General features: G+C 30.3%; 26 protein-coding genes. 2 read left to right on the plus strand and 24 right to left on the minus strand.

Going from position 1 to position 22192, the window contains the following annotated elements; translation table 11 throughout:
* Positions 1-2: 2 nt before the first annotated feature.
* The gene (cobT, locus tag JW646_RS08050; RefSeq protein WP_074919667.1) at positions 3-1049 is read right to left on the minus strand and encodes a nicotinate-nucleotide--dimethylbenzimidazole phosphoribosyltransferase; all 1047 of its coding nucleotides are present in this window, start codon (positions 1047-1049) and stop codon (positions 3-5) included.
* Positions 1050-1272: 223 nt separating this feature from the next.
* On the opposite strand from cobT, the gene JW646_RS08055 reads away from it, so the two are divergent.
* Positions 1273-1464: a hypothetical protein gene (locus tag JW646_RS08055; protein WP_074919668.1), complete on the plus strand. Its 192-nt coding sequence runs from the start codon at positions 1273-1275 to the stop codon at positions 1462-1464.
* Positions 1465-2009: 545 nt separating this feature from the next.
* On the opposite strand, the gene JW646_RS08060 is transcribed toward JW646_RS08055, so the two are convergent.
* Positions 2010-3161 carry a S41 family peptidase gene (locus JW646_RS08060; RefSeq protein ID WP_228417233.1) on the minus strand — a complete coding sequence of 384 codons (1152 nt, stop codon included), beginning with the start codon at positions 3159-3161 and terminating at the stop codon, positions 2010-2012.
* A gap of 168 nt (positions 3162-3329) precedes the next feature.
* Between JW646_RS08060 and JW646_RS08065 the strand changes: the two genes are divergently transcribed.
* Complete coding sequence (locus JW646_RS08065; RefSeq protein ID WP_206925086.1) at positions 3330-3899, plus strand: 5-formyltetrahydrofolate cyclo-ligase; 570 nt, start codon at positions 3330-3332, stop codon at positions 3897-3899.
* Positions 3900-4004: 105 nt separating this feature from the next.
* Here JW646_RS08065 and JW646_RS08070 read toward each other — a convergent pair whose 3' ends face one another.
* The 22 genes from JW646_RS08070 to prfA form a co-directional block, all read right to left on the minus strand.
* Positions 4005-6017 (minus strand): methyl-accepting chemotaxis protein, encoded by a 2013-nt coding sequence (locus tag JW646_RS08070; RefSeq protein WP_228417235.1) that lies wholly within the window; start codon positions 6015-6017, stop codon positions 4005-4007.
* Positions 6018-6258: 241 nt separating this feature from the next.
* Entirely contained in the window at positions 6259-6684 is a 426-nt protein-coding gene (locus tag JW646_RS08075) for a hypothetical protein (RefSeq protein ID WP_074919672.1), read from the minus strand.
* Between the two features lie 147 nt (positions 6685-6831).
* Positions 6832-7761, minus strand: coding sequence for a transketolase family protein (locus JW646_RS08080; protein WP_228417237.1), 930 nt, complete (start codon positions 7759-7761; stop codon positions 6832-6834).
* Positions 7754-8581 carry a transketolase gene (locus JW646_RS08085; protein ID WP_074919674.1) on the minus strand — a complete coding sequence of 276 codons (828 nt, stop codon included), beginning with the start codon at positions 8579-8581 and terminating at the stop codon, positions 7754-7756. The genes JW646_RS08080 and JW646_RS08085 overlap by 8 nt, the downstream gene beginning before the upstream one ends.
* A 153-nt stretch (positions 8582-8734) precedes the next feature.
* Complete coding sequence (locus tag JW646_RS08090) at positions 8735-9100, minus strand: type II toxin-antitoxin system PemK/MazF family toxin (RefSeq protein WP_074919675.1); 366 nt, start codon at positions 9098-9100, stop codon at positions 8735-8737.
* Positions 9093-9374 carry a hypothetical protein gene (locus JW646_RS08095; RefSeq protein ID WP_018591921.1) on the minus strand — a complete coding sequence of 94 codons (282 nt, stop codon included), beginning with the start codon at positions 9372-9374 and terminating at the stop codon, positions 9093-9095. The genes JW646_RS08090 and JW646_RS08095 overlap by 8 nt, the downstream gene beginning before the upstream one ends.
* Before the next feature lie 334 nt (positions 9375-9708).
* On the minus strand, positions 9709-10302 hold the full coding sequence (gene gerS / locus JW646_RS08100; RefSeq protein ID WP_228417238.1) for a germination lipoprotein GerS: 594 nt from the start codon (positions 10300-10302) through the stop codon (positions 9709-9711).
* A 599-nt stretch (positions 10303-10901) separates the two neighbouring features.
* On the minus strand, positions 10902-11165 hold the full coding sequence (locus JW646_RS08105) for a F0F1 ATP synthase subunit epsilon (protein WP_083399426.1): 264 nt from the start codon (positions 11163-11165) through the stop codon (positions 10902-10904).
* 3 nt (positions 11166-11168) lie between these two features.
* Positions 11169-12563 carry a F0F1 ATP synthase subunit beta gene (atpD, locus tag JW646_RS08110; RefSeq protein WP_228417240.1) on the minus strand — a complete coding sequence of 465 codons (1395 nt, stop codon included), beginning with the start codon at positions 12561-12563 and terminating at the stop codon, positions 11169-11171.
* Positions 12564-12575: 12 nt separating this feature from the next.
* The gene (gene atpG / locus JW646_RS08115) at positions 12576-13445 is read right to left on the minus strand and encodes an ATP synthase F1 subunit gamma (RefSeq protein WP_148556997.1); all 870 of its coding nucleotides are present in this window, start codon (positions 13443-13445) and stop codon (positions 12576-12578) included.
* 27 nt (positions 13446-13472) lie between these two features.
* Positions 13473-14975, minus strand: a complete 1503-nt coding sequence (gene atpA, locus JW646_RS08120) for a F0F1 ATP synthase subunit alpha (RefSeq protein WP_206925082.1) — start codon at positions 14973-14975, stop codon at positions 13473-13475.
* Between the two features lie 15 nt (positions 14976-14990).
* Positions 14991-15533 (minus strand): F0F1 ATP synthase subunit delta, encoded by a 543-nt coding sequence (locus tag JW646_RS08125; protein WP_148556996.1) that lies wholly within the window; start codon positions 15531-15533, stop codon positions 14991-14993.
* Positions 15530-16030 (minus strand): F0F1 ATP synthase subunit B, encoded by a 501-nt coding sequence (gene atpF / locus JW646_RS08130; protein ID WP_074919681.1) that lies wholly within the window; start codon positions 16028-16030, stop codon positions 15530-15532. Before atpF ends, JW646_RS08125 begins: the two co-directional genes overlap by 4 nt.
* Positions 16031-16127: 97 nt before the next feature.
* On the minus strand, positions 16128-16388 hold the full coding sequence (gene atpE / locus JW646_RS08135; RefSeq protein WP_228417242.1) for an ATP synthase F0 subunit C: 261 nt from the start codon (positions 16386-16388) through the stop codon (positions 16128-16130).
* 77 nt (positions 16389-16465) lie between these two features.
* On the minus strand, positions 16466-17170 hold the full coding sequence (gene atpB / locus JW646_RS08140) for a F0F1 ATP synthase subunit A (RefSeq protein WP_083399427.1): 705 nt from the start codon (positions 17168-17170) through the stop codon (positions 16466-16468).
* Between the two features lie 4 nt (positions 17171-17174).
* Positions 17175-17564 carry an ATP synthase subunit I gene (locus JW646_RS08145; RefSeq protein WP_074919683.1) on the minus strand — a complete coding sequence of 130 codons (390 nt, stop codon included), beginning with the start codon at positions 17562-17564 and terminating at the stop codon, positions 17175-17177.
* Between the two features lie 6 nt (positions 17565-17570).
* A complete protein-coding gene (locus JW646_RS08150) occupies positions 17571-17801 on the minus strand; it encodes an AtpZ/AtpI family protein (RefSeq protein ID WP_074919684.1) in 231 nt (76 codons plus the stop codon).
* Between the two features lie 86 nt (positions 17802-17887).
* Positions 17888-18517 carry a uracil phosphoribosyltransferase gene (upp, locus tag JW646_RS08155; RefSeq protein ID WP_074919685.1) on the minus strand — a complete coding sequence of 210 codons (630 nt, stop codon included), beginning with the start codon at positions 18515-18517 and terminating at the stop codon, positions 17888-17890.
* A gap of 14 nt (positions 18518-18531) precedes the next feature.
* Positions 18532-18984 carry a ribose 5-phosphate isomerase B gene (gene rpiB, locus JW646_RS08160; protein WP_074919686.1) on the minus strand — a complete coding sequence of 151 codons (453 nt, stop codon included), beginning with the start codon at positions 18982-18984 and terminating at the stop codon, positions 18532-18534.
* A 299-nt stretch (positions 18985-19283) separates the two neighbouring features.
* On the minus strand, positions 19284-20321 hold the full coding sequence (locus JW646_RS08165) for an L-threonylcarbamoyladenylate synthase (RefSeq protein ID WP_228417244.1): 1038 nt from the start codon (positions 20319-20321) through the stop codon (positions 19284-19286).
* 29 nt (positions 20322-20350) lie between these two features.
* Complete coding sequence (locus JW646_RS08170; protein WP_228417247.1) at positions 20351-21031, minus strand: ZIP family metal transporter; 681 nt, start codon at positions 21029-21031, stop codon at positions 20351-20353.
* Positions 21032-21126: 95 nt separating this feature from the next.
* The gene (gene prfA / locus JW646_RS08175) at positions 21127-22191 is read right to left on the minus strand and encodes a peptide chain release factor 1 (protein WP_074919689.1); all 1065 of its coding nucleotides are present in this window, start codon (positions 22189-22191) and stop codon (positions 21127-21129) included.
* Between the last annotated feature and the right edge of the window lies 1 nt (position 22192).

Genomic DNA, 22192 nt, shown 5'->3' on the forward strand with positions numbered 1-22192 from the left:
ATCTATCTTCCCATATCTATTTCATCAAATGTTGCCATATTTTTATATATGTAATTTGCTGCTTCTATTATATTAAAAGATAGTGCTGCTCCACTTCCTTCTCCTAACCTCATATCCATGTCTAAAAATGGTTGAAGTCCCATAATCTCTAAAGCTTTCTTTGTTCCTGGTTCTGCTGATAAATGGGAAGCTATCATATAATACTTTGTTTTTGGATTAATATGATATGCTAATAAAGCTGCTGCATAAGATATAAATCCATCAAGCACAATAGGTATTCTATTAGCTGCACATCCTAAGATTACACCTGCCATAGCACCTATTTCAAATCCACCCACTTTAGCTAGTACATCTATTGCATCTTTAGGATTAGGTTTATTTAACTCTATAGATCTTCTTATTACTTCTGCTTTATGTTCAATTAATTCTTTCTTTAGACCAGCTCCTATACCAGTAATTTCTTGTGGGTCATAATTTCCAAAAACTGAAATTATGGCAGTAGATGGAGTAGTATTAGCTATTCCCATCTCTCCTATCCCAATTAAAGTATAATCATCTTGAATACACTTTTCTGCCATTTCTATCCCTATTGATATACATTTTTCTGCTTCTGATCTCGTCATAGCAGGTCCTTTAGCCATGTTAGATGTGCCTTTTCTTATTTTATAATCAATTACTCCATCTATTTTTTCATCACAATTTATCCCTACATCAACTGCTAAAACATCAGCTCCTACAAATTTTGAAATTGTCCCAACACCATTTATTTTTTTAGGAAAATTTTGAAATTGTAATATGGTAATATTTTGAGGATCTGGTGCTACACCTTCTTCATAAACTCCATGGTCTGCTCCAAAAGCTATTATTACTTTTTTTGATGTATCAAAATATTTTCTTCCATATATTCCTGCAAGTTGCTCACAAATATTTTCCATTTTACCTAAACTTCCTGTTGGCTTTATAAGCCTATTCAATCTTTCTTCTGCTTGCTTTATGTATTTTTCTTCTAATGGATAAATATTTCTTGATATATTTTCTATTAAATTCACGGCTGCCATCCCCCTTAAACTTTTTGTTTTTTGTAATTTGTCTAAAATTTATCTTATTTGTTAAGTTTCCTACAATAATTATATTGTTATATATAAAAACTATCTAGTACTTTATGTATTTTTTAAGCATTTTTTGGAATAAAAGGTATTTTTATTTTGACGAATAGTATTTATTTATAAACAAAAAATATAAATAGATAAATATATTTAAGGAGATGATTGAATGAATAATTTCAATGATTTGAAAAACCTATACGAAGATGGTTATAGATGTATTTATCAAGACGGAGCTGAAGGTAATAGAACTATATATCTAAAGAATTTTGATGAAGAAAAATCTACAGTTGTAAACCTTGAAGATGAAAATGAATTTTCACAGTTCCAAGATTATGTTAGTGGTTTAAGAATGTCATAATAAAAGGGAGCAAAAGCTCCCTATTATTAAAATAAAACGAAATGACAAAATTATATATGTTTTTGCAACTAAGTATATGGTTTTTACTTTTATTCTTTCAAAAAACTTTATCTAGAGTTACAATTATTTCTATTTTGTAGTCACAATTTGTTTAATAAGCTCTAAAAGTTCCTTCCTGTCAACTTCTAAATGCTTCTTTTTCTCCTTATATTCTTGAAAGTTAACAACTTTTGCCATAGTTTTCTTCATATAACTCACTTCCCAACTAAGATTATTAACTTATATAAGTAATTCTATGTTATTTCTCTTTTTCCTCTAAATTTTTTATTATTTTTTATAAAAAATATTAGATTTTTAATTTTTAAAATCAAAATTTGTAGAAACATTTGTTATTTTATTATTCGCCATATATTCTAATACATATTTAATCAATATTTTAATAACTATTATTTTTATAATTACCTATATATTAATTATTGACAGTACTTATATTTTCAGTCATGCACTCAAACTATTTTTTGTTATATAGTTTATTTATATATTTGTTACTTGATTTCCTTCTTAATATATTCTAATGCTGATTTAAGTTGTTGATTTTCATTTGTTTCTTTAATTTTAGGCGTAATACCTTTTCCGTTTATATAATCTCCATTTGGTGTAAAATACTGAGCAGTTGTTAATTTATATCCAGTACCATCTTTTAATCCTTTTACACTTTGTACTAAACCTTTACCGAAAGACGTTTCACCTATGGCTATAGCCTTGTTATTATCAACTAAAGCTGCTGTTAATATTTCTGATGCCGATGCACTTCCTCCGTTTATTAAAACAGCTATTGGCATATCAACTTGTTTGTCATCTGATTTATAGTACTCTTTATTTCCTGTATTATCTTTTGTATAGACAATTGTTCCCTTTCCTATTAAATCATCTGCTATATCTACGCAAACATCTAATAGTCCTCCTGGATTATCTCTCAAGTCTATTACTAAGCCTTTAACGCCCTTAGATTCTAATGCGCTTAAATTTTCTTTAAATTCTTTATGTGTATTTTCATCAAAAGATTTTATTCTTAAGTAACCTATATTGTTATCCATAACTTCATTAGATACACTCTTTGTTACTATAGTTTCCCTCTTAATATCAAAACTTAATTCTTGTCCCTTTCTTTGAACAGTTAAACTAACATCTGTATTTTCTTTTCCTTTTATATGCTTAATTACATCGTCTATCTTTTTAGTTTCAACAGATTCTCCATCAACTTTTAGAACTATATCTCCTGATTTAACACCTGCTTTGTCTGCCGGTGAACCTTCTATTGGAGAAATTATTGTTAGTTTATTATTTTCAGGATTTACACCTATATATACTCCAATCCCAACAAAGGAACCACTTGTCTGTTCTTTTAAACTTTCAAATTCATCTGCTGTGTAATACTGTGAATATGGATCATTAAGACCTTCAAATAATCCTTTTAATGCTCCATCTACTAGATTGTTTCCAGATATTTCTTTATAGTAATCCTCCTGAATAAGTTCTTCTAAACCCAATAGCTTGTTATATTTTGCATAAGATTCATATAAGTCTTTCGATATTATTACTTTATTTCCTAACGTAATTTGAAACATTGTTGTACCAATTATAGTTACTATTACAAGAATAATAGAATATATAAGAGCCCTTTTTTTAGATATCATTTGTTCATCTCTCCTTTAATCAATCTACTATATATTATATGACTAGCTTGTCTTTTTATTACTCTTTATCAATTATATTGCTTTAAATCTATAATTTTACTAAAATCTATATTAGGAAAGTAAAATTTAGGTAATTATATAATACCACAATTAAGAGGTGTAGATTATATGAAAAAAGAGTTTAGAAAAAATGTTATTATGATTAGAAAAGAAAAAAACAAAGATTTTATTAAACACAACTCAGATATAATCACAGAAAAGCTACTTCAGCTAGACTGTATTAAAAATGCACAAACTATTATGCTTTATTTAGACTTTAATAACGAAGTTGCTACAGACAATCTAATTAAAAAACTTATAAAATTAGGTAAAATTGTGGCATCACCTATAACTTTAAAAGAAGAAAGAAAATTAATACCTTCTCAAATTACAGATTTAGAAAATGGAATTAAATATGGTGCTTATAACATTAGAGAGCCAAAACCTGAATGCTCTCCTGCCATAGACATAAAAGATTTAGATGTGGTTATAGTGCCAGCTGTAGCCTATGATAAAGATTGTTACCGCCTTGGGTATGGTGGTGGTTTTTATGATAGATTCCTTGAGAATCTAAGAGAAGATGCCGTTACTGTGGGAATAGCTTTTGATCTACAAATTTTTGACCAAGTTCCCAAAGAAGATCACGATGCTAAATTGGATTACATAGTAACCGAATCTACAATATTAACATCAAGATAAATTAAAATTATTTATTACTTTATATCTAAAATATTTACATTTGAAATTACAAAATAAAAAACTGATTCCAATTTTAGGAACCAGTTTTTTTAGTAATTTTTATATTTAGTCCTGAATTTTAAAACCTGATGCAACATTTTTAAGTATTTGAGCTTGGTTTGATAGTTCATTGCTTGCTGCTGAACTTTCTTGAGCTGTTGCTGCATTTGTTTGTACAACTGTACTTATTTGTTCAATACCTTCTAATGTTTGTTTTAAAGCTGAAGCTTGCTCAACAGATGCTAAAGAAATTTCATCTATTAATTTTACCGACTGAGACACTTCTTCAAGTACATTTTGAAGCATTTTACCAGTTTTCACGGCTATAAGGTTCCCATTTTGCACAGCTTTAACTGATTCCTCAATTAAATGAGTTGTTTCTTTTGATGCATCTGAAGATCTTGTAGCTAGATTTCTTACTTCATCTGCAACAACTGCAAATCCTTTGCCTGCAGCGCCTGCTCTAGATGCTTCCACTGCTGCATTTAAAGCCAATATATTTGTTTGGAATGAAATATCCTCAATTACTTTAATAATTTTACTTATTTGTGTGGATTTAGAGTTTATTTCTTCAATAGCTAGTATCATTTTCTTCATTTGATCATTGCTTTCTATAGCAAGATCTCCAGCAGTTTTAACTTGCTTTGATGCATTTAGTGCGTTATCTGCATTTGTTGATACTCTATCTGATAAATCATTTACTGTTGCTGTTAATTCTTCTGTTGTACTTGCTTGATACAGCGAACCTTCAGCAAGTACTTGTGCTGCATTTGCTATTTCTTTTGAACCAACTGCAACATTTTCCGATGTTTCAACAATCTTACCTATAGTTTCTTTAAATATCGACGAAAGTTGTAATAATGAATTTTTTATCTTAGCAAAATCACCTTCATAGTTTTGTTTTAAGTCAATATTTAAGTCTCCCATCGAAAATCTATCTAAAGATTCTGATATTTCATCAATATAAATAATATATTCATTTAATCTTAATACAAGTTTCTTCATTGATTCAGCCAATCTTCCAGTTTCATCTTTACTTTCTATATTTATTTCTGCATCAAGATTTCCTGCAGCTAATTCTTCTGTTACATTCATAAGATTTTGAATTGGGGCAACTAAGCTTTTTGTTACTGCTATAATTGCTATTATAAGAATTAAAAATGCAATTAAATATATGACTAATGTTGTAGATATAGATGTTTTTACTAAAGCCATATAACTATCTTTACTAATACTTAGAAGCACTTTCCAGCCAGCATCTCTTGTATCACTTACAATTCCATAACGTATTTTACCATTTTCAGTGTATTTTATTATTTTATTTGTTGTTTTATCGATTTCGCTAAGTATTTTATCGTCAAATCCTATTTCACTAACATTCTTAAGAACCCTCTCAGTATCCTTACTTGCCAATACTTGTCCAATATTTGAGATAAGCATTGTGTATCCACCATCTTTAAAGTCAGTATCCATTGTTGCCACTTGTTTACTTATATCTTCAATAGAAACATCAACTGCTGCAACCCCTATAATTTCTTTATTATTTAAATCATACACTGGAGCTGAAAATGTAACAACCATATTTCCAGTAACAGAATCTTCGTAGGGCTGTGATATAATAAACCCTTTTTCAATGTCTTCACTTTTTGAAAACCAGTAATTTCTGGATTTTAAGTCAAACCCTTTATCGCTAAGATAGGTTCCACTATCAAATGCTAAGTCTTCATTTGCTGAAGCAATATATGCATTCAAAATTTGAGTATCTTTTTCCTTTACATATCCAAGTGATTTATAAGCATCTTTATAAGATGAATGATTCTTATAATCCTCTCTAGTTGCGTTTGTTAATACATTTCTGATAGCTGTGTTTCCGGCCATTTGAATCGCAATTGTTTTATATCTTGTAAAATATTCATTTATGTTAGAAACTATATTTTTAGTAGTTAATGTTGAAATACTTTCTTGATTTTTAGATACAGTCTTAACTGTGTTCTTCATAGTAAACACACCAGAAATTATCATAGCTAAAATGGCAATACCACCAATCATTGCTAAAATTTTAGTCTTAATACTTTTCATAAGTCTATCCCTTCCCCTTCAACGTTGTATTTTGCAATTTTTATATCAAAAATAATATTTATAATATAAAGGTATAAGCTCCATTTATACTAAAATATTCCCGTATGTGTAATATACGGATTTAATTGTGAAACCTTAATGAAAATTATTAATTTTCTGATAAATGAAATTATAAATGTATATATACATAAAAATACCCTAACTATTAGACCAAAGTTTTAATAGTTAGGGCTCAAGTTTCTTATTTTTCTTCTTTTGTTGCATTTAATTGTATTTTGTCTGGTAAAGATTTAAGATTAGTTTCAGCAACTACAAAAGGATAGGATTTATCCTTGTCTTTATATGTAATATCTACTGTCATAACAGCTTTTTCTTCCACTGTATCCATAGTTATTTTGTCTATGTCTATACCATGTTCCTTTTCTCCTCTCGTTACTATAACATATATCTTATTATCTAGTTTTACTGCTAATGCTCTTTCTTCGTCTTCGTACTTATCCATAATATCTAATATTTTATCTGGAATGGATTCTCTTTGCACCATTGTAAAATCCACCGGTTTTGAAGTATCTAAAAATAATTTAGGTACAAATACAAACCCTAAAACTATAAATAATATTAGTATTACGCCATATATTACTCCTTTGATATTAAACTTAATCTCCACATTATCCCCCCTATCTCTTATAAATATATGAGAAAATAATCTTTGATAGAAGCAAAAAATTTACTTTATTAACATACCCAAACAATCTGATTTTACTTAAAAAGGCGTATTTAATAAAATATTAAATACGCCTTTTTATATATGTTATTAGTTTAATGCTTCTTTTACTTTTTCTACTATATTTTTAGCAGTTAAACCATATTTTTCTAATAATTCATTTGGTGTTCCTGACTCACCAAAACTATCATTTACTCCAACTTTTCTAACTATTGTAGGATGATTTTCAGATACAACTTCACTTACAGCTGATCCTAATCCACCTATTATACTGTGCTCTTCTGCCGTTATTATTGCCTTAGTTTCTTTAGCAGCTTTTATTATAAGCTCTGTATCTATTGGTTTTATTGTAGACATATTAATAACTCTAACATCTATGTTTTCTTCCTTTAACATGTCTGCAGCTATTATCGCTTCGTTAACCATTATTCCGCAAGCTATTATTGTAGCATCGTTACCGTTTCTTAGAACAACGCCTTTTCCAATTTCAAAATTATAATCTTCCTCAAATATTGTTGGAACTGCACTTCTTCCAAGTCTGACATACATAGGTCCATTGAACTCAGCTGCAGCAAATATCATCTTTTCAGCTTCAACTCCATCAGCTGGAACCACTACTGTCATATTTGGAATAGATCTCATTAGAGATATATCTTCCACACTTTGATGAGAACCACCATCTTCTCCAACAGTTATACCTGCATGTGTAGCACATATTTTAACATTTAATTTAGGATAGCATACTGAGTTTCTTATTACTTCAAATGCTCTTCCAGTTGCAAACATAGCAAATGTGCTTGCAAAAGGTATTTTTCCTGCTGCTGCAAAACCACAAGCAGCTCCTACTAAGTTTTGTTCTGCTATACCCATATTAAAAAATCTATTTGGATATGCTTTTAAAAAGTCATTAGTTTTAGTTGATTTAGATAAATCTGCATCTAAAACTACTACATCATCATTTATTTTTCCTAATTTAACTAAAGCTTTTCCGTAAGCCTCCCTAGTTGCTATTTTACTCATGGAAAGCACCTCCTAATTCTGATAATGCTTGTTCAAGTTGTTCTTCACTTGGTGCACTTCCATGCCATGAAGCTTGGTTTTCCATGAAAGACACTCCTTTACCTTTTACTGTTTTAGCTATTATCATTGTTGGTTTGTCTACTGTATCTTTTGCCATATCTAAAGCTGCAAATATTTGGTCGAAATCATGACCATCAATAGTTATTACATTCCATCCAAAAGTCCTAAACTTGTCTTCTATAGGATTAATACTCATTACTGACTCAACTTCTCCATCAATTTGAAGTCCATTATAATCAAGAAATGCTATCATGTTATCAAGCTTATAATGAGCCGCACTCATAGCAGCTTCCCATATTATTCCTTCTTGAACTTCTCCATCTCCTAATAATGCATATACATTCCATGGAGCGTTATCTAGTTTAGCTGCCATAGCCATTCCACACGCAACAGAAAAACCTTGTCCTAATGAACCTGTTGACATTTCAACACCAGGTATCTTTTTCATATCAGGATGCCCTTGAAGCATACTTCCTAATTTTCTTAAATTATTTAACTCTTCTTTCTCAAAATATCCTCTTTCAGCTAATGTTGCATATAAAGCCGGAGCTGCATGACCTTTTGATAAAACAAATCTATCTCTATCTTCCATTTTTGGATTTGTTGGATCAATATTCATTTGATCAAAATAAAGAGCTGTTAAAATTTCAACTGCTGATAATGAACCTCCTGGATGTCCTGATTTTGATTTACATATCATTGAGACAATGTCTTTTCTTATTACATTAGTAATTTCATTTAATCCTTTATGGTCTCTCATGTAATTTACCTCCCTAAGTTATATACTGAGGCTACCTGTTATTAGCCATATTGTATTTAAATCTCATTATATTATAACATCTTTATGGTGTTTTTTTGTGTTTTTTGTATATAAAACAAAAAAATTATTGATATGCTACTATATCAATAATTTTTATATGCTAAATAAATCTAAACTTATTTGCAGTCCATTATTTACTTTTAGCATCGTTTTATTATCTAGATAACCTATTTTTTCTCTCAGCCGTTTTTTGTCTATGGTTCTAATTTGCTCTAAGAGAATTACAGAATCTTTATTAAGTCCATATTCACTGGAACTTATTTCTATGTGAGTAGGCAATTTTGCTTTATTAATCTGGGATGTTATAGCAGCAATTATAACCGTTGGGCTATACTTATTTCCTATATTATTTTGGATTATTAAAACAGGTCTAACGCCTCCCTGCTCCGAGCCAATAACTGGACTTAAATCTGCATAAAATAAATCTCCTCGCTTAATATCTAAGCCAAGATTATTCAACTTTAGCTATATCTCCTTCAGAATCATCATCCAAAGATACGTCATCTGTCATACCAAGCTCTGCTAATGATAAGTTGATTTTAGCCATTTCTTTATAACCCTTTATCATACTTTCTTTTAAGTTAATTTTCTTTTTTTGGGTTATATAAAACTGAAAAGCAGCCTTTGCAAAATCTTCCCTATTACTATTTTCCATCTGAACTATTTGATCCACTTCAGATAAAATATAATCGGGTAAAGTAAACATAATTTTTTCTTTATTTTTATTGCTCACAAAATCGCCTCCCAGAGAACAATATCTCTTATATTTTATCAGATTCCTAACTAATTGTAAAATTGCATTTGTTTCCATATAAGTACGTTCATTTATCGTGTATTTAGTAAACAAAATTAAATTTATTATTATTTTAATTTTTATACACCTCACGTTAAATATTATAACCTACACAACTTTTTTTATGTCTTAAATCATAGTTTTTGGAGCAAAAATTTACTATACAACTTATTCATTAATAATAGCTTTGTTATGACTTTTAATATCTTTTTTATTTTAGTAAAACAAATTATTATGTCATCTAGATTTCTCTTAAGTTGTTTATACTACTTTTTTACTTTTCATACTTAAAATCTTCATATGTTACTATAAATATAGGTTTATCTTCATTATCTAGTATTTCCATTTTATTTGGATTTTTAGTCTTATTATCTACATATAAAATTTGTTTTTTAAAATATTTATTATCCCCTGGTATTTCTGTTTGTATTTTTAATTCGCTTTTTGTAACTTCTAAAACTATTGATTCATTTTGCATATAGTTTTTTATAAAATCTCCAATAAATAAATAGTGACTATCATTATTTATATTAGGAAGCTCTATTGTATCATTAATACTAGGGTTTTTAACTAGAACTTTATCTCCCTTATATTCAATAGTTTTTCCTTGTAAATTCTTAGGTGACTTGACTTCTAACTTATAATAATCCGGCTTTTTATATGTGTGTTTAAAAATATAGGTAGTATTTTCCTTATTTCCTATAGCTTCTACTTTTGCATTACAAGTATATGATTCAATTTTTGAAATTTGATTTTGGAAATCCTCATATACTTCTTCTTTTGTATATTCTTTTCTTCCACACCCAACACTATATAGAGTAATTATTAAAACAATTATTATTAGTAATGAATAACACTTATTTTTCACAAAGTACCTCCTAATATATTTTTATTCATTGGTATATTTAAATATATCTTATTTTTACATTGTAATTGTTATAGCATTTGCAACAGCATAGTTCTCACAATGGGACATGCTTACCTTTATTTCTAAAACACTATATTGTATGCAAATTTGTTTTAAATTATTATAAGTTTTTACTATATGCTTCTCCAAATTATTTTTGAGTATATCTATATCTTTAAAATTATAACCCCTTATGCCCAACCCTAAATATTTACTAATAGCTTATTTTGCTACAAAGTTTCTCCCTATGGTTTTTGGGTTATTTACCTTCTCCTCAAACATTTCTAATTCTCCTTCTGTGAATATTTTTTTAGAAAATCACCTCTTTTATTTAATTCATATTTAATTCTCTTTACTTCTATAATATCTGTCCCTATATCTACAAATATTCATTATTTTCTCCCATAAATTATCTCTAATATAATTATCTTACCTTATTATAAGCAATTCTATTACTGTTAATAATATTTTTATTTTTATGCACTAAATATTAGTTTTAGACAAAGTAAAAAGACTAGGATAATTCCTAGTCTTTTTAAGTAATATTATAAGTCAACGACTTAATCGTTCCATTTAGCAGTTTCAGTTAGTATAGTAGTTTTCTCTTTACTAACTGTCATAAAACCACCAGATATTTGGCCAGATTTAAACTTGCCATCTTTTTTTATTCTTAATTCTCCATCAACTAAACCAACAACGAAAGGTATATGATCTTTTAATATGGCCCTATCACCTTGTGTTGTTCTAGTTATAACCATTTCTACCTCGCCTTGGTAAAAAACTTCACTTGGAGTAACTATTTCTAATGCAAATATATTTGCCATGACCTATCTACTCTCCTTTGCTTTCGCAACAGCTTCATCTATTGATCCAACAAATAAGAATGCTGATTCTGGTAAGTCGTCATGTTTTCCTTCAAGTATTTCTTTGAAACCTCTTACAGTTTCTTTAACTGGTACATATTTACCTGGGAATCCTGTAAATTGTTCTGCAACTGTGAAAGATTGAGAAAGGAATCTTTGTATCTTTCTTGCACGAGCAACTATTATTTTATCCTCATCAGATAATTCATCCATACCAAGTATAGCTATTATATCTTGTAATTCTTTGTATCTTTGAAGTATAGATTGCACTCTTCTCGCTACTTCATAATGTTCTTCACCAACTATTTTAGGATCTAGTACTCTTGAAGTTGATTCAAGTGGATCAACTGCAGGGTATATTCCTAGAGATGCTATAGATCTAGATAAAACTGTTTTTGCATCTAAGTGAGCGAATGTTGTTGCTGGCGCTGGGTCAGTTAAGTCATCCGCAGGTACGTAAACAGCTTGAACAGATGTTATAGATCCTTTCTTAGTTGATGTTATTCTTTCTTGTAAGTTACCCATTTCTGTAGCAAGCGTTGGTTGGTATCCAACTGCTGAAGGCATACGTCCAAGTAGGGCAGAAACTTCTGAACCTGCTTGTGTGAAACGGAATATATTATCTACGAATAAAAGAACGTCTTGGTTTTGTTCATCTCTGAAATACTCAGCCATAGTAAGTCCAGATAAGGCAACCCTCATTCTAGCTCCTGGTGGCTCGTTCATTTGTCCGAATACTAGAGCTGTTTTATTTATAACTCCAGAATCTTTCATTTCATGGTAAAGGTCATTACCTTCTCTTGTTCTTTCTCCAACACCTGCGAATACTGATATCCCACCGTGTTGTTTAGCTATATTATTTATAAGTTCTTGTATAAGAACTGTTTTTCCAACTCCTGCACCACCGAATAAACCTATTTTACCACCTTTTAAGTATGGTACTAGTAAGTCAACTACTTTTATACCTGTTTCAAGTATTTCAGCAGTACTTGCTATATCGTTATACTCTGGAGCTGATCTATGTATAGGTAACTCCGGTGCATCTTTAGGTGCTGGTTCATCATCAACTGGTTCTCCAAGAACGTTGAATATTCTTCCTAATGTAGCATCTCCAACAGGAACACTTATTGGTTTTCCTGTATCTATTGCTTCCATTCCTCTAACTAGTCCATCTGTAGCACTCATTGATATACATCTAACCGTGTCATCACCTATATGTTGTGCAACTTCAGCAACTATTTCTTGATCTCCTAACTTTATAACTAATGCGTTTAATAAGTTAGGTAGGCTATTTTCATTATCAAACTTAACATCTAGTACAACACCTACGATTGATACTATTTTCCCTACGTTGGCCATTTCCTAACCTCCTTATTTTAGAGCCTCTACTCCGCCTACTATCTCTGTTATTTCTTGAGTTACAGCTGATTGTCTTGCTCTGTTGTAACTCAACTCTAAATTAGATAGCATCTCGTCTGCATTATCAGTTGCTGAACTCATTGCAGTTCTTCTCGCAGCTTGTTCTGATGCGAAAGATTCTATAACTCCATCATAAACTATACCAGAAACATATTTAGGTATTATATGACCTAAAACAACCTCTGCCGATGGTAAATATTGAACTCTAGCTCCTTTTGCAGCTTGCTCTTTTGTTTCCTTATTTTCTTCTTTTTCAAATGCTAAAGGTAGCACTTTTAATAATTTTGGGTTTTGAGTTAAAGGAGATACAAATTCTGTATATACCATATATACTTCATCAATTTCACCTTTTTTATATAAATTCATAGCTTCCTGAGCAAAAGCTAATGTTTCATCATAGTCACATTTTTCAACACTTTCTGCTGACTTTAATATGTCATAACCTCTTTTTTGGAAAAATTCCGTAGCCTTTTTCCCTACAGTCATAACTTTTTCTTTTTTTCCATCCATATGACTAAGCGTTAATTTCATTATATTTGAGTTATAGCCTCCTGCAAGTCCTCTATCTCCTGCAACAATAATATAACATCTATTTTTTACTTCTCTTTGTTTTAAGAATACATTTCTAACGCCACGAGTACTTGTAGCTATATCCTTCACTGTATCGTACATTGTTCCAAAGTACGGTCTAGCTGCTAAAGCTCTATCTTTTGCTTTTCTCATTTTTGAAGAAGCAACAAGTTCCATAGCTTTAGTAACCTGTTTTGTACTATTAACACTGTTAATACGCGTTTTAATCTCTTTAATTCCAGCTCCTGCCAATTAATTTACCTCCTTTTGTAAAAAGGATTACGCTTCAACAACAAACTTTTTCTTAAATTCTACTATTGCGTTTGTTAAATCAGAAGAGAAATCTTCTGCTGCTAATATTTTTTTAGATACTTCTGGATAGTTTTCATCCACAAATCTGAATAATTCTTTTTCAAATCTTGCTACATTACTTACTGGTACATCTTCTAAGAAGTTATTTATAACAGCAAATATTATCATAACTTGGTCTTGAACTGCTATAGGGTCAGTTTCATTTTGTTTTAAAACAGCAACTATTCTTTCCCCTTGAGCAAGTCTCTTCTTAGTATCTTCATCTAAGTCTGATCCAAATTGAGAGAATGATGCAAGTTCTCTATATTGTGAGTAAGCAAGTTTTAATGTACCTGCAACTTTTTTCATTGATTTAATTTGAGCATCACCACCAACCCTTGATACTGATATACCAGGGTCAACTGCTGGTCTTATACCTGAATAGAATAATTCTGGTTGTAAGTATATTTGTCCATCAGTTATTGATATAACGTTAGTTGGTATATATGCAGAAACGTCTCCTGCTTGAGTTTCTATGATTGGAAGTGCAGTCATAGATCCTCCGCCTAATTCATCAGATAACTTAGCAGCTCTTTCTAGTAATCTTGAATGTAGGTAGAATACATCTCCTGGGTAAGCTTCACGTCCTGGTGGTCTTCTAAGTAGTAATGACATTTCTCTGTAAGCAACTGCTTGTTTACTTAAATCATCATATACTATTAGAACATGTTTACCATTGAACATGAACTCTTCACCCATTGCAGCTCCTGCATATGGTGCAAGGTATTGAAGTGGTGCAGATTCAGAAGCTGTAGCTGATACAACTATTGTGTAATCCATTGCTCCACCTTTTTCTAATGTACTAACAAGTTGTGCAACTGTAGAACGTTTTTGTCCTATTGCAACGTATATACATATAACATCTTTACCTTTTTGGTTTAATATAGTATCTATAACTATAGAAGTCTTACCAGTTTGTCTATCACCTATGATAAGCTCTCTTTGTCCTCTACCTATTGGTATCATAGAGTCTATAGCTTTTATACCAGTTTGTAATGGTTCACAAACTGATTGTCTTGCCATTATACCAGGAGCTTTACTTTCAACTGGTCTCGTTTTGTCAGTGTTTATAGGTCCTTTACCGTCTATAGGTAAACCAAGTGGACTTACAACTCTACCTATTAATGCATCTCCAACAGGAACTTCAACTATTCTTCCTGTTCTTTTAACTATATCTCCTTCTTTGATTCCACTGTCATCACCAAATATAACAGCCCCAACAACATCTTCCTCTAAGTTAAGGGCCATTCCATATATCTCTCCAGGGAATTCTAAAAGTTCACTAGACATTACGTTTTCTAGTCCGTATATAGTCGCGATACCGTCACCTACTTTTAGTACGCTACCAGTATCAGTCATTTCTATTTTGTTATCATAATTCTTAATTTGTTGTTTAATTATAGAACTTATTTCTTCAGGTCTTAAGTTCATGGGTTCACCGCCCTCCTAAGAAATTACTTGAGAAAGTTGGTCTTTTATATTATCTAAACGAGTTTTTACAGATCCGTCAATTTGAGTATTTCCTAATCTTACTAAAACCCCACCTAATATACTTTGGTCAACTTTATTCTCTAAAGTAACATTTTTATTATATTTTTTTGAAAGTTTTCCTTCAAGTTCTTTAACTTTTTCATCAGTTAAAGGAATGGCACTTATTACAGTACCTTCAATTATATTATTTTTATCATTTAGTAATTGCTTAAATGTTAATTCTATTGATTTTAAAGAAGATATTCTTCCCTTCTCAACTAGTATTTTTAAGAAATTTTTTAAGTTATTATTTATTTTATTATTAAATAATGATTCAATTAATTTAACCTTTTCGATTTTAGCTACTAAAGGTGATCTTAAAACATTATCTAAATCCTTATTATTTTTTACTGTCTCTACTACATTGTGTAATTCATTATAAATTTCTTTAGTGATATTTTCATCTTCACTTAGTTGGAATAGGGCTTCTGCATATCTGTTAGCTATTATATCTATCATTTAGCTTCGCCCACCTCTTCGATAAATTTGTTTATCATTTCCTCATGTTTAGCTTGGTCAATATCTTTTTCAATTACCTTAGAAGCAGCAAGTATAGCTATGTTAGAAATATCATTTTTAAGTTCATTCATAACTTTTTCTTTTTCTTGTACTATATCTTTATTAGCTCTTTCTTTTAGGCTAGTTGCTTCTTCTTTTGCAGTAGATATTATTTCATCAGACTTTTGCTCAGCCCTAAAAGTTGCTTGTTTAATGATTTCTTGACCTTCATTTTTAGCAACTGCAAGTTTTTGTTCATATTCAGCTTTAAAGGCTAAACCTTCACTTTTCGCTTGCTCTCCTGTAGCTATATCTGTTTTTATTGCCTTTTCTCTAGCATCTATTATATTCAAAACTGGTTTGAATAAAATTTTTCTTAGTATCCAAAATAAAACAATTGTATTTATTATCTGAATAGCTAATTCCCAAGTTATGGTTACTACTGGTTTAACACCCATCTACTAATCCTCCTTTCCATCATCCATAATTTATAGTTAGGAGAGTAATTTATAATTTCTCCTAACTATAAAATCTTATTACAAATCATCTTCAATTCTATACCCATGGATTAGCGAATATTAAGATTATAGATATAACAAGACCATATATACCTGTAGACTCTGCAACTGCAGCACCTAATAGCATTGTAGAGATTATATCTCCTTTAGCTTCTGGTTGATTACCAACAGCTTCTGCACCTTTACCAGCTGCATATCCTTGACCTATCCCTGCACCTATACCAGATATAACTGCTATACCTGCACCTATTGCAGAACCTGCTATAGCGATTCCTTGTTGTAAAGTAGTAATTTCCATAATTTTAATCCTCCTCGAATTTTAACTTTTATTTTTTATTATTATTCTAATATGCCAATATTTAATTTGCATATATTTTACTCTGTTGAGTTTGAAACAAATACCATTGTAAGCATTATGAATATAAATGCTTGTAAACATCCTGCAAATAAATCAAAGTAGAAATGTAATGGTACTGGTATTAATAATTGTAAGAATGGAATTGAAACATTTGGTATCAATGATGATATAAATGCTAGTAATTGATAAAGTAATCCCATAATTACTGTTCCTCCTAAAATATTACCAAATGGACGGAATGTAAGCGATATTGGTCTAGCAAATTCACCTACTATGTTAAGTGGTAATAATAACGGAACTGGTTCTAATAAACCTTTAAAGTATCCTGGTCCTTTAGCTTTAACCCCTTCGTAATAAATTAAGAAGCAAGTAATTAAAGCCCAGGCTAAAGTTGTGTCTACATCAGTAGTTGGCGACTTAAAACCTAATAAACCAATCAAGTTGGAACATACGAAGAAAAGAAATAAAGATCCAATATAAGGGAATATATTAGGCATTCTTTTTTCTATATCATCACCCATGTTACTATGAATAAGGCCTCTAAGTGATCCAACGGCATACTCTAACATAATTTGTCTTTTTGTAGTTGGTACTGGTTTAAGATTTCTTGTTAATAAAAATGCTACCACTATTAACCCAACCATTATAATCCAACTAGTTACAACAGTTTCACTAATCTTAAAACCATTTGCAAATTCAATGACCCATTGTGTATACTTCACTTATTTATACCTCCTTTCTTGATATTCTTGATATTATAAGTTTTTTTATAAATATAACAATCTGAGTACTTATTAATCCTAAGACTGTACCTATAACATGTATATTTGGATTTTTTACTGAAACAAATAAAACTACTGCTACAATAAACATCCTTATCAAATATCTAATTCCGGAATAAGCTTGCGCTTTTCCTGGTGGCATGTCTGCTGCTTTTTCAAGGGTAATTGCTAATAACCTAAAATTAAGTATGGCAATTATACTACCAAAAACAACTCCCAATATTACGTGAATTGGTTGTTTAGAAATAACTAAAGATATTATTCCTATTATAATGGCATATATACATATACCCTTTGTTATTTCTTTAACTTCTTGTTGTACTTTTATATCCATATTCTATCACTTCCTTTTTGTGTATCCAATTACAGTTTTATATACAGACATAAAAGCTCCTCCTACTCCCAACACTAAAAATATTAGCATGAAAATAGGTTCTGTGTTTAATTTATCATCGATAAATTTGCCTATAAAAAAACATCCAAATATGGAAACAACCATCATAATGCCTAGCTGACTCATTAAAGAAAGCATTTGTGCTATTTGTGCACCTGTACTTTTTTTATTACTCATATAAAACTATGCTCCTCTATACTAAGAATATAGTTATTTTATCTATAATAAGGAATCTATTTAATCAATAGATTCCTTAAGATATACTATTTAGTACCAAATAATCTATCTCCAGCATCTCCTAATCCTGGAACTATGTATCCGTGATCATTTAATTTTTCATCTATGGCTGCCACATATATATCTACATCACTGTGATATTTTTGCACTTCAGCTATACCTTCTGGAGCTGCAACTAAGTTAACTAACTTTATACTTTTTGCTCCTCTTGCTTTTAAAACATCTATCGCTGCCACTGCTGAACCACCTGTTGCAAGCATTGGATCAACTACTATCATTTCTCTTTCATCTATATCTTGTGGAAATTTAGAGTAATACTCAACTGGTTTTAATGTTTCAGGATCTCTATATAGACCTAAGTGACCAACTTTAGCTGCTGGTATTAGACTTATAAATCCATCAACCATTCCAAGTCCTGCTCTTAATATAGGTACTATTCCTAATTTTTTACCTGATATCATTTTTTGAGTACTTTTTACAACAGGTGTTTCTATTTCTACATCAACTAGTTGTAAATCTCTAGTAACTTCGTATCCCATTAACATTGTTATCTCGGTTAATAATTCTCTAAAGTCTTTAGACCCAGTTTCTTTATCTCTCATTATTGTTAATTTGTGTTGTATTAACGGATGATCCGTAACTATAACTTTGCTCATTACTATTAAACCTCCTATTTATTATGCTTTTTTTCTATATCAACTATCATGTTAACTCTTCTTAAATGTCTATCTCCTTCAAATTCTGTATTAATCCAAGCTTCTACTATTTCTAATGCAAGGCCTCTTCCTAATACTCTTTCTCCAAGAGATAACATATTTGCGTTGTTGTGTGCCTTAGACATTTTTGCTGAAAAAACATCTGAAACAACAGCACATCTTATACCAGGAACTTTATTTGCTGCTAAAGATATTCCTATTCCTGTTCCACAACATACAATTCCATAATCTACTTCTTTTGAAATAACTGCATTTGCAACTTTCTCCCCATATATCGGATAATCTACTGAATCTTGTGAATTATTTGTCCCAAAATCTATGTACTCTATTCCTTTTGATTCTAGAAAATTAATAATGTCTGATTTTAAATTAAATCCTCCGTGGTCACATCCCAAACCTATTCTCATAATTAGAACTCCTTTTTAGTATGTAAAGTAATTATATTTTAAAACTTGTAATAAGTATTTCAATCAAATAGCATTTTTTATGTTTGATTTTTTTTTAACTAGTTTATTTAATTATACATAATTTTTTATTAATACTCCATAGAAAAGCACAACTTTTTTTAATATTTTATTACTTTTTATTTGAATTTAATCCATAATATTCCAATTTTATCATAATTTGGTTTGATTTCTTTTCAAAATACTATTGATAATATTATAATGTTTATTTTTTAACTTTTCCACTTTATACTTTTATTATTTTATACTTTTATTATTTTATACCCAGCAGATTTAAGTAGCCTATTCATTATGGCTCTACCAACGCCCAAATGAGAAAATTCTTCTGTGTATACAATATCATATTCGTTCTCATCTGCAGTTATAAGAGCATCAAATAAATTCGAGGCAACTTCTTCTAAATTTCGACCTAATACTATTGTATCACATTTATATTTATTATTATTTTCTTCTAAGCACATTACTGCACATTTTAATCCTTTTTTAGTCCCATCATCAGACAATTCATTTACTTTTTTAACAACATTCTCCATATCGCCTGATACAATATATACATCTGCGTTTGGTGAGTAATGCTTATATTTCATCCCAGGCGCTTTTGCTTTAATATTATCTTCTTTATTTTCTAAAGCCGGATCAATATTTACTTGACCAATAGCTTTTTCTAAATCTTCTTTTGTAATACTACCTGGTCTTAATATAGTAGGAATGTCATTTGTTAGATCTAGTACTGTTGATTCTAGACCAAAAGTACAATCCCCACCCAAAATAATTCCATCTACTCTATTATTCATTTCTTCATGCACATGTTTTCCTCTTGTAGGTGATGGCCTTCCTGAAATATTAGCAGATGGAGCTGCAATTGGCAATTTAACTTCCTCTAAAAGAGCCTTTGCAATAGGATTAGAAGGCATTCTAATTGCAACCGTATCTAAACCACCACTAGTTCTCATTGGTACTATATCTTTTTTCTTCAATATAATAGTTATCGGACCTGGCCAAAATTTTTTCATTATAATCTGTGCATTTTCATTAATGTCTTTTGCTAGGTCATTCACTTGCTTTTTATCATATATATGTACTATTAATGGATTATCACTAGGTCGCCCTTTTGCCTCATAAATTTTACTTACAGCATTTTCATCAAGAGCATTTGCTCCCAATCCATAAACTGTTTCTGTTGGAAATATTACTGTTTTTCCTTCTTTTAATATTTCTGCTTGCTTTTTTATTTCCTCTTTATTTATATGTTTCTCGTCAATTCTACTTATAAATGTCATTTTGTTTATCACTCCCTTCTTTAGTAAACCTATATACAATATACAATTATTGTGCCTGTTAAAAAACCTATTATACTATATAGACTTTTAGATTTCGGCATTATTTCATCTAAAACTACAAATAACATTGTTCCTGCTGCCAAAGATAGAAATACACCAATTAAAGATTTAAAAACTCCTGCAAAATATACACCTAAAAAGCTACCTATTCCCATAGGTATACCTGCTATAAATGTAAATAAAATTATTTTTTTTGTAGGAACTCTAGCACCAGCCAAACTAAGAGCCGTAGCTAGTCCTTCTGGTATATTATGTAGTCCAATAACTATAGCAAGAGTTATCCCTAGAGTTTGTGCTGATACAAAAGATGAACCTATTGCCAATCCTTCTGGCAGATTATGCAGTAGTATACTTATGAATATTAAATATCCCGACTTCATATCTTCAGCGAAATCTAGTCTACTCTTAATAAACATTGTTAGTAGTACACCCATAAATGTAAATACCACCGTATAAATTAAACCACTTAATTCCATTGCCTCTTTCATCAAATCAAAAACTACTACAGCTAACATAATTCCACCGGAAAATCCCATACAAAAATTAAGATACTTGTCTACTTCTTTTCTAAATATTGCAGATACTATTCCACCAATTCCTGTACCCAATACTCCAGCCAATAGTCCTATCAGCGTGACTTTTAGTATCATTCTATTTAACTCACCCCATATTTATATATTAATATATCACTATATTCCATTATATTTAAGTGATTATAGAAAAAATCCCTAAAAGTTTAGGGATTTTATATTGCTGTCATCTTTTTAGTTTGATCTTCCGTAATTAGCGCATCTATCATCTCGTCTAGATCACCATCTAAAAATTGTTCTAACTTATAAAGAGTTAAGTTTATTCTATGATCACTTACTCTACCTTGCGGATAATTGTAAGTTCTTATTCTTTCAGATCTATCACCAGTACCAACCTGACTTCTTCTCTCTGCAGCAACTTCGTCATGTTGATCTGATAAAGCTTTATCATAAAGTCTAGCTTTTAATACTTTTAAAGCTTTTTCTTTATTTTTTAACTGTGATTTTTCATCTTGGCAAGACACAACTTCACCAGTAGGTAAGTGAGTGATTCTTACAGCTGAGTCAGTTGTATTTACACATTGTCCACCATTTCCCGATGCACGGAATACGTCTATTCTCAAATCATTTGGACTTATTTCTACTTCTACATCTTCTACTTCTGGTAAAACTGCTACTGTAGCAGTTGAAGTATGGATTCTTCCTCCAGATTCAGTAGCTGGTATTCTTTGAACTCTGTGAACTCCTGACTCATATTTAAGTCTTGAGTAGGCACCTTTACCTTTTATTAAGAAAGATACTTCTTTGTACCCTCCAACACCAGTATCACTGGCACTTAAAAGTTCCATTTTCCATCTTCTTCTTTCCGCATATCTAGAGTACATTCTGAATAAATTACCAGCAAATAGAGCTGCTTCATCTCCGCCTGCTCCACCTCTTATTTCAACTATAACGTTTTTATCATCATTAGGGTCTTTTGGTAATAAAAGAATTTTCAACTCTGCTTCTAATGGTTCAACTTGGCCTTCTAGTTCAGATATTTCCATTTTAGCTAACTCTCTTAGATCCTCATCAGATTCTTCTTCTAATATAGATTTAGATTCACTAAGGTCATTTAATACATTTCTATATTCTCTGTATTTAAAAACGATAGGCTCTAAATCTGCATGTTCTTTCATATACTTTTGCCAGACCTTCTGGTCATTTATTATTTCCATATCACTGATTTTTTCAGTTAAATCTATATATTTATCTTCTAAAACCTGTAGTTTGTTTAACATA

It is taken from the genome of Terrisporobacter hibernicus (genome assembly GCF_020809405.1).
In the GTDB taxonomy this organism is placed as follows: Bacteria; Bacillota; Clostridia; order Peptostreptococcales; family Peptostreptococcaceae; genus Terrisporobacter; species Terrisporobacter petrolearius.

What these genes read in the sequence shown, in the direction of transcription:
- JW646_RS08070 (WP_228417235.1), bottom strand. Translation starts at nt 6,017, where the DNA reads ATGAAAAGTATTAAGACTAAAATTTTAGCAATGATTGGTGGTATTGCC.
- JW646_RS08080 (WP_228417237.1), bottom strand. Translation starts at nt 7,761, where the DNA reads ATGAGTAAAATAGCAACTAGGGAGGCTTACGGAAAAGCTTTAGTTAAA.
- prfA (WP_074919689.1), bottom strand. Translation starts at nt 22,191, where the DNA reads ATGTTAAACAAACTACAGGTTTTAGAAGATAAATATATAGATTTAACT.
- atpA (WP_206925082.1), bottom strand. Translation starts at nt 14,975, where the DNA reads ATGAACTTAAGACCTGAAGAAATAAGTTCTATAATTAAACAACAAATT.
- upp (WP_074919685.1), bottom strand. Translation starts at nt 18,517, where the DNA reads ATGAGCAAAGTTATAGTTACGGATCATCCGTTAATACAACACAAATTA.
- atpD (WP_228417240.1), bottom strand. Translation starts at nt 12,563, where the DNA reads ATGGCCAACGTAGGGAAAATAGTATCAATCGTAGGTGTTGTACTAGAT.
- atpE (WP_228417242.1), bottom strand. Translation starts at nt 16,388, where the DNA reads ATGGAAATTACTACTTTACAACAAGGAATCGCTATAGCAGGTTCTGCA.
- JW646_RS08125 (WP_148556996.1), bottom strand. Translation starts at nt 15,533, where the DNA reads ATGATAGATATAATAGCTAACAGATATGCAGAAGCCCTATTCCAACTA.
- atpF (WP_074919681.1), bottom strand. Translation starts at nt 16,030, where the DNA reads ATGGGTGTTAAACCAGTAGTAACCATAACTTGGGAATTAGCTATTCAG.
- JW646_RS08145 (WP_074919683.1), bottom strand. Translation starts at nt 17,564, where the DNA reads ATGGATATAAAAGTACAACAAGAAGTTAAAGAAATAACAAAGGGTATA.
- JW646_RS08060 (WP_228417233.1), bottom strand. Translation starts at nt 3,161, where the DNA reads ATGATATCTAAAAAAAGGGCTCTTATATATTCTATTATTCTTGTAATA.
- JW646_RS08085 (WP_074919674.1), bottom strand. Translation starts at nt 8,581, where the DNA reads ATGAGAGACCATAAAGGATTAAATGAAATTACTAATGTAATAAGAAAA.
- JW646_RS08150 (WP_074919684.1), bottom strand. Translation starts at nt 17,801, where the DNA reads ATGAGTAATAAAAAAAGTACAGGTGCACAAATAGCACAAATGCTTTCT.
- JW646_RS08055 (WP_074919668.1), top strand. Translation starts at nt 1,273, where the DNA reads ATGAATAATTTCAATGATTTGAAAAACCTATACGAAGATGGTTATAGA.
- rpiB (WP_074919686.1), bottom strand. Translation starts at nt 18,984, where the DNA reads ATGAGAATAGGTTTGGGATGTGACCACGGAGGATTTAATTTAAAATCA.
- JW646_RS08165 (WP_228417244.1), bottom strand. Translation starts at nt 20,321, where the DNA reads ATGACATTTATAAGTAGAATTGACGAGAAACATATAAATAAAGAGGAA.
- JW646_RS08170 (WP_228417247.1), bottom strand. Translation starts at nt 21,031, where the DNA reads ATGATACTAAAAGTCACGCTGATAGGACTATTGGCTGGAGTATTGGGT.
- JW646_RS08065 (WP_206925086.1), top strand. Translation starts at nt 3,330, where the DNA reads ATGAAAAAAGAGTTTAGAAAAAATGTTATTATGATTAGAAAAGAAAAA.
- JW646_RS08105 (WP_083399426.1), bottom strand. Translation starts at nt 11,165, where the DNA reads ATGGCAAATATATTTGCATTAGAAATAGTTACTCCAAGTGAAGTTTTT.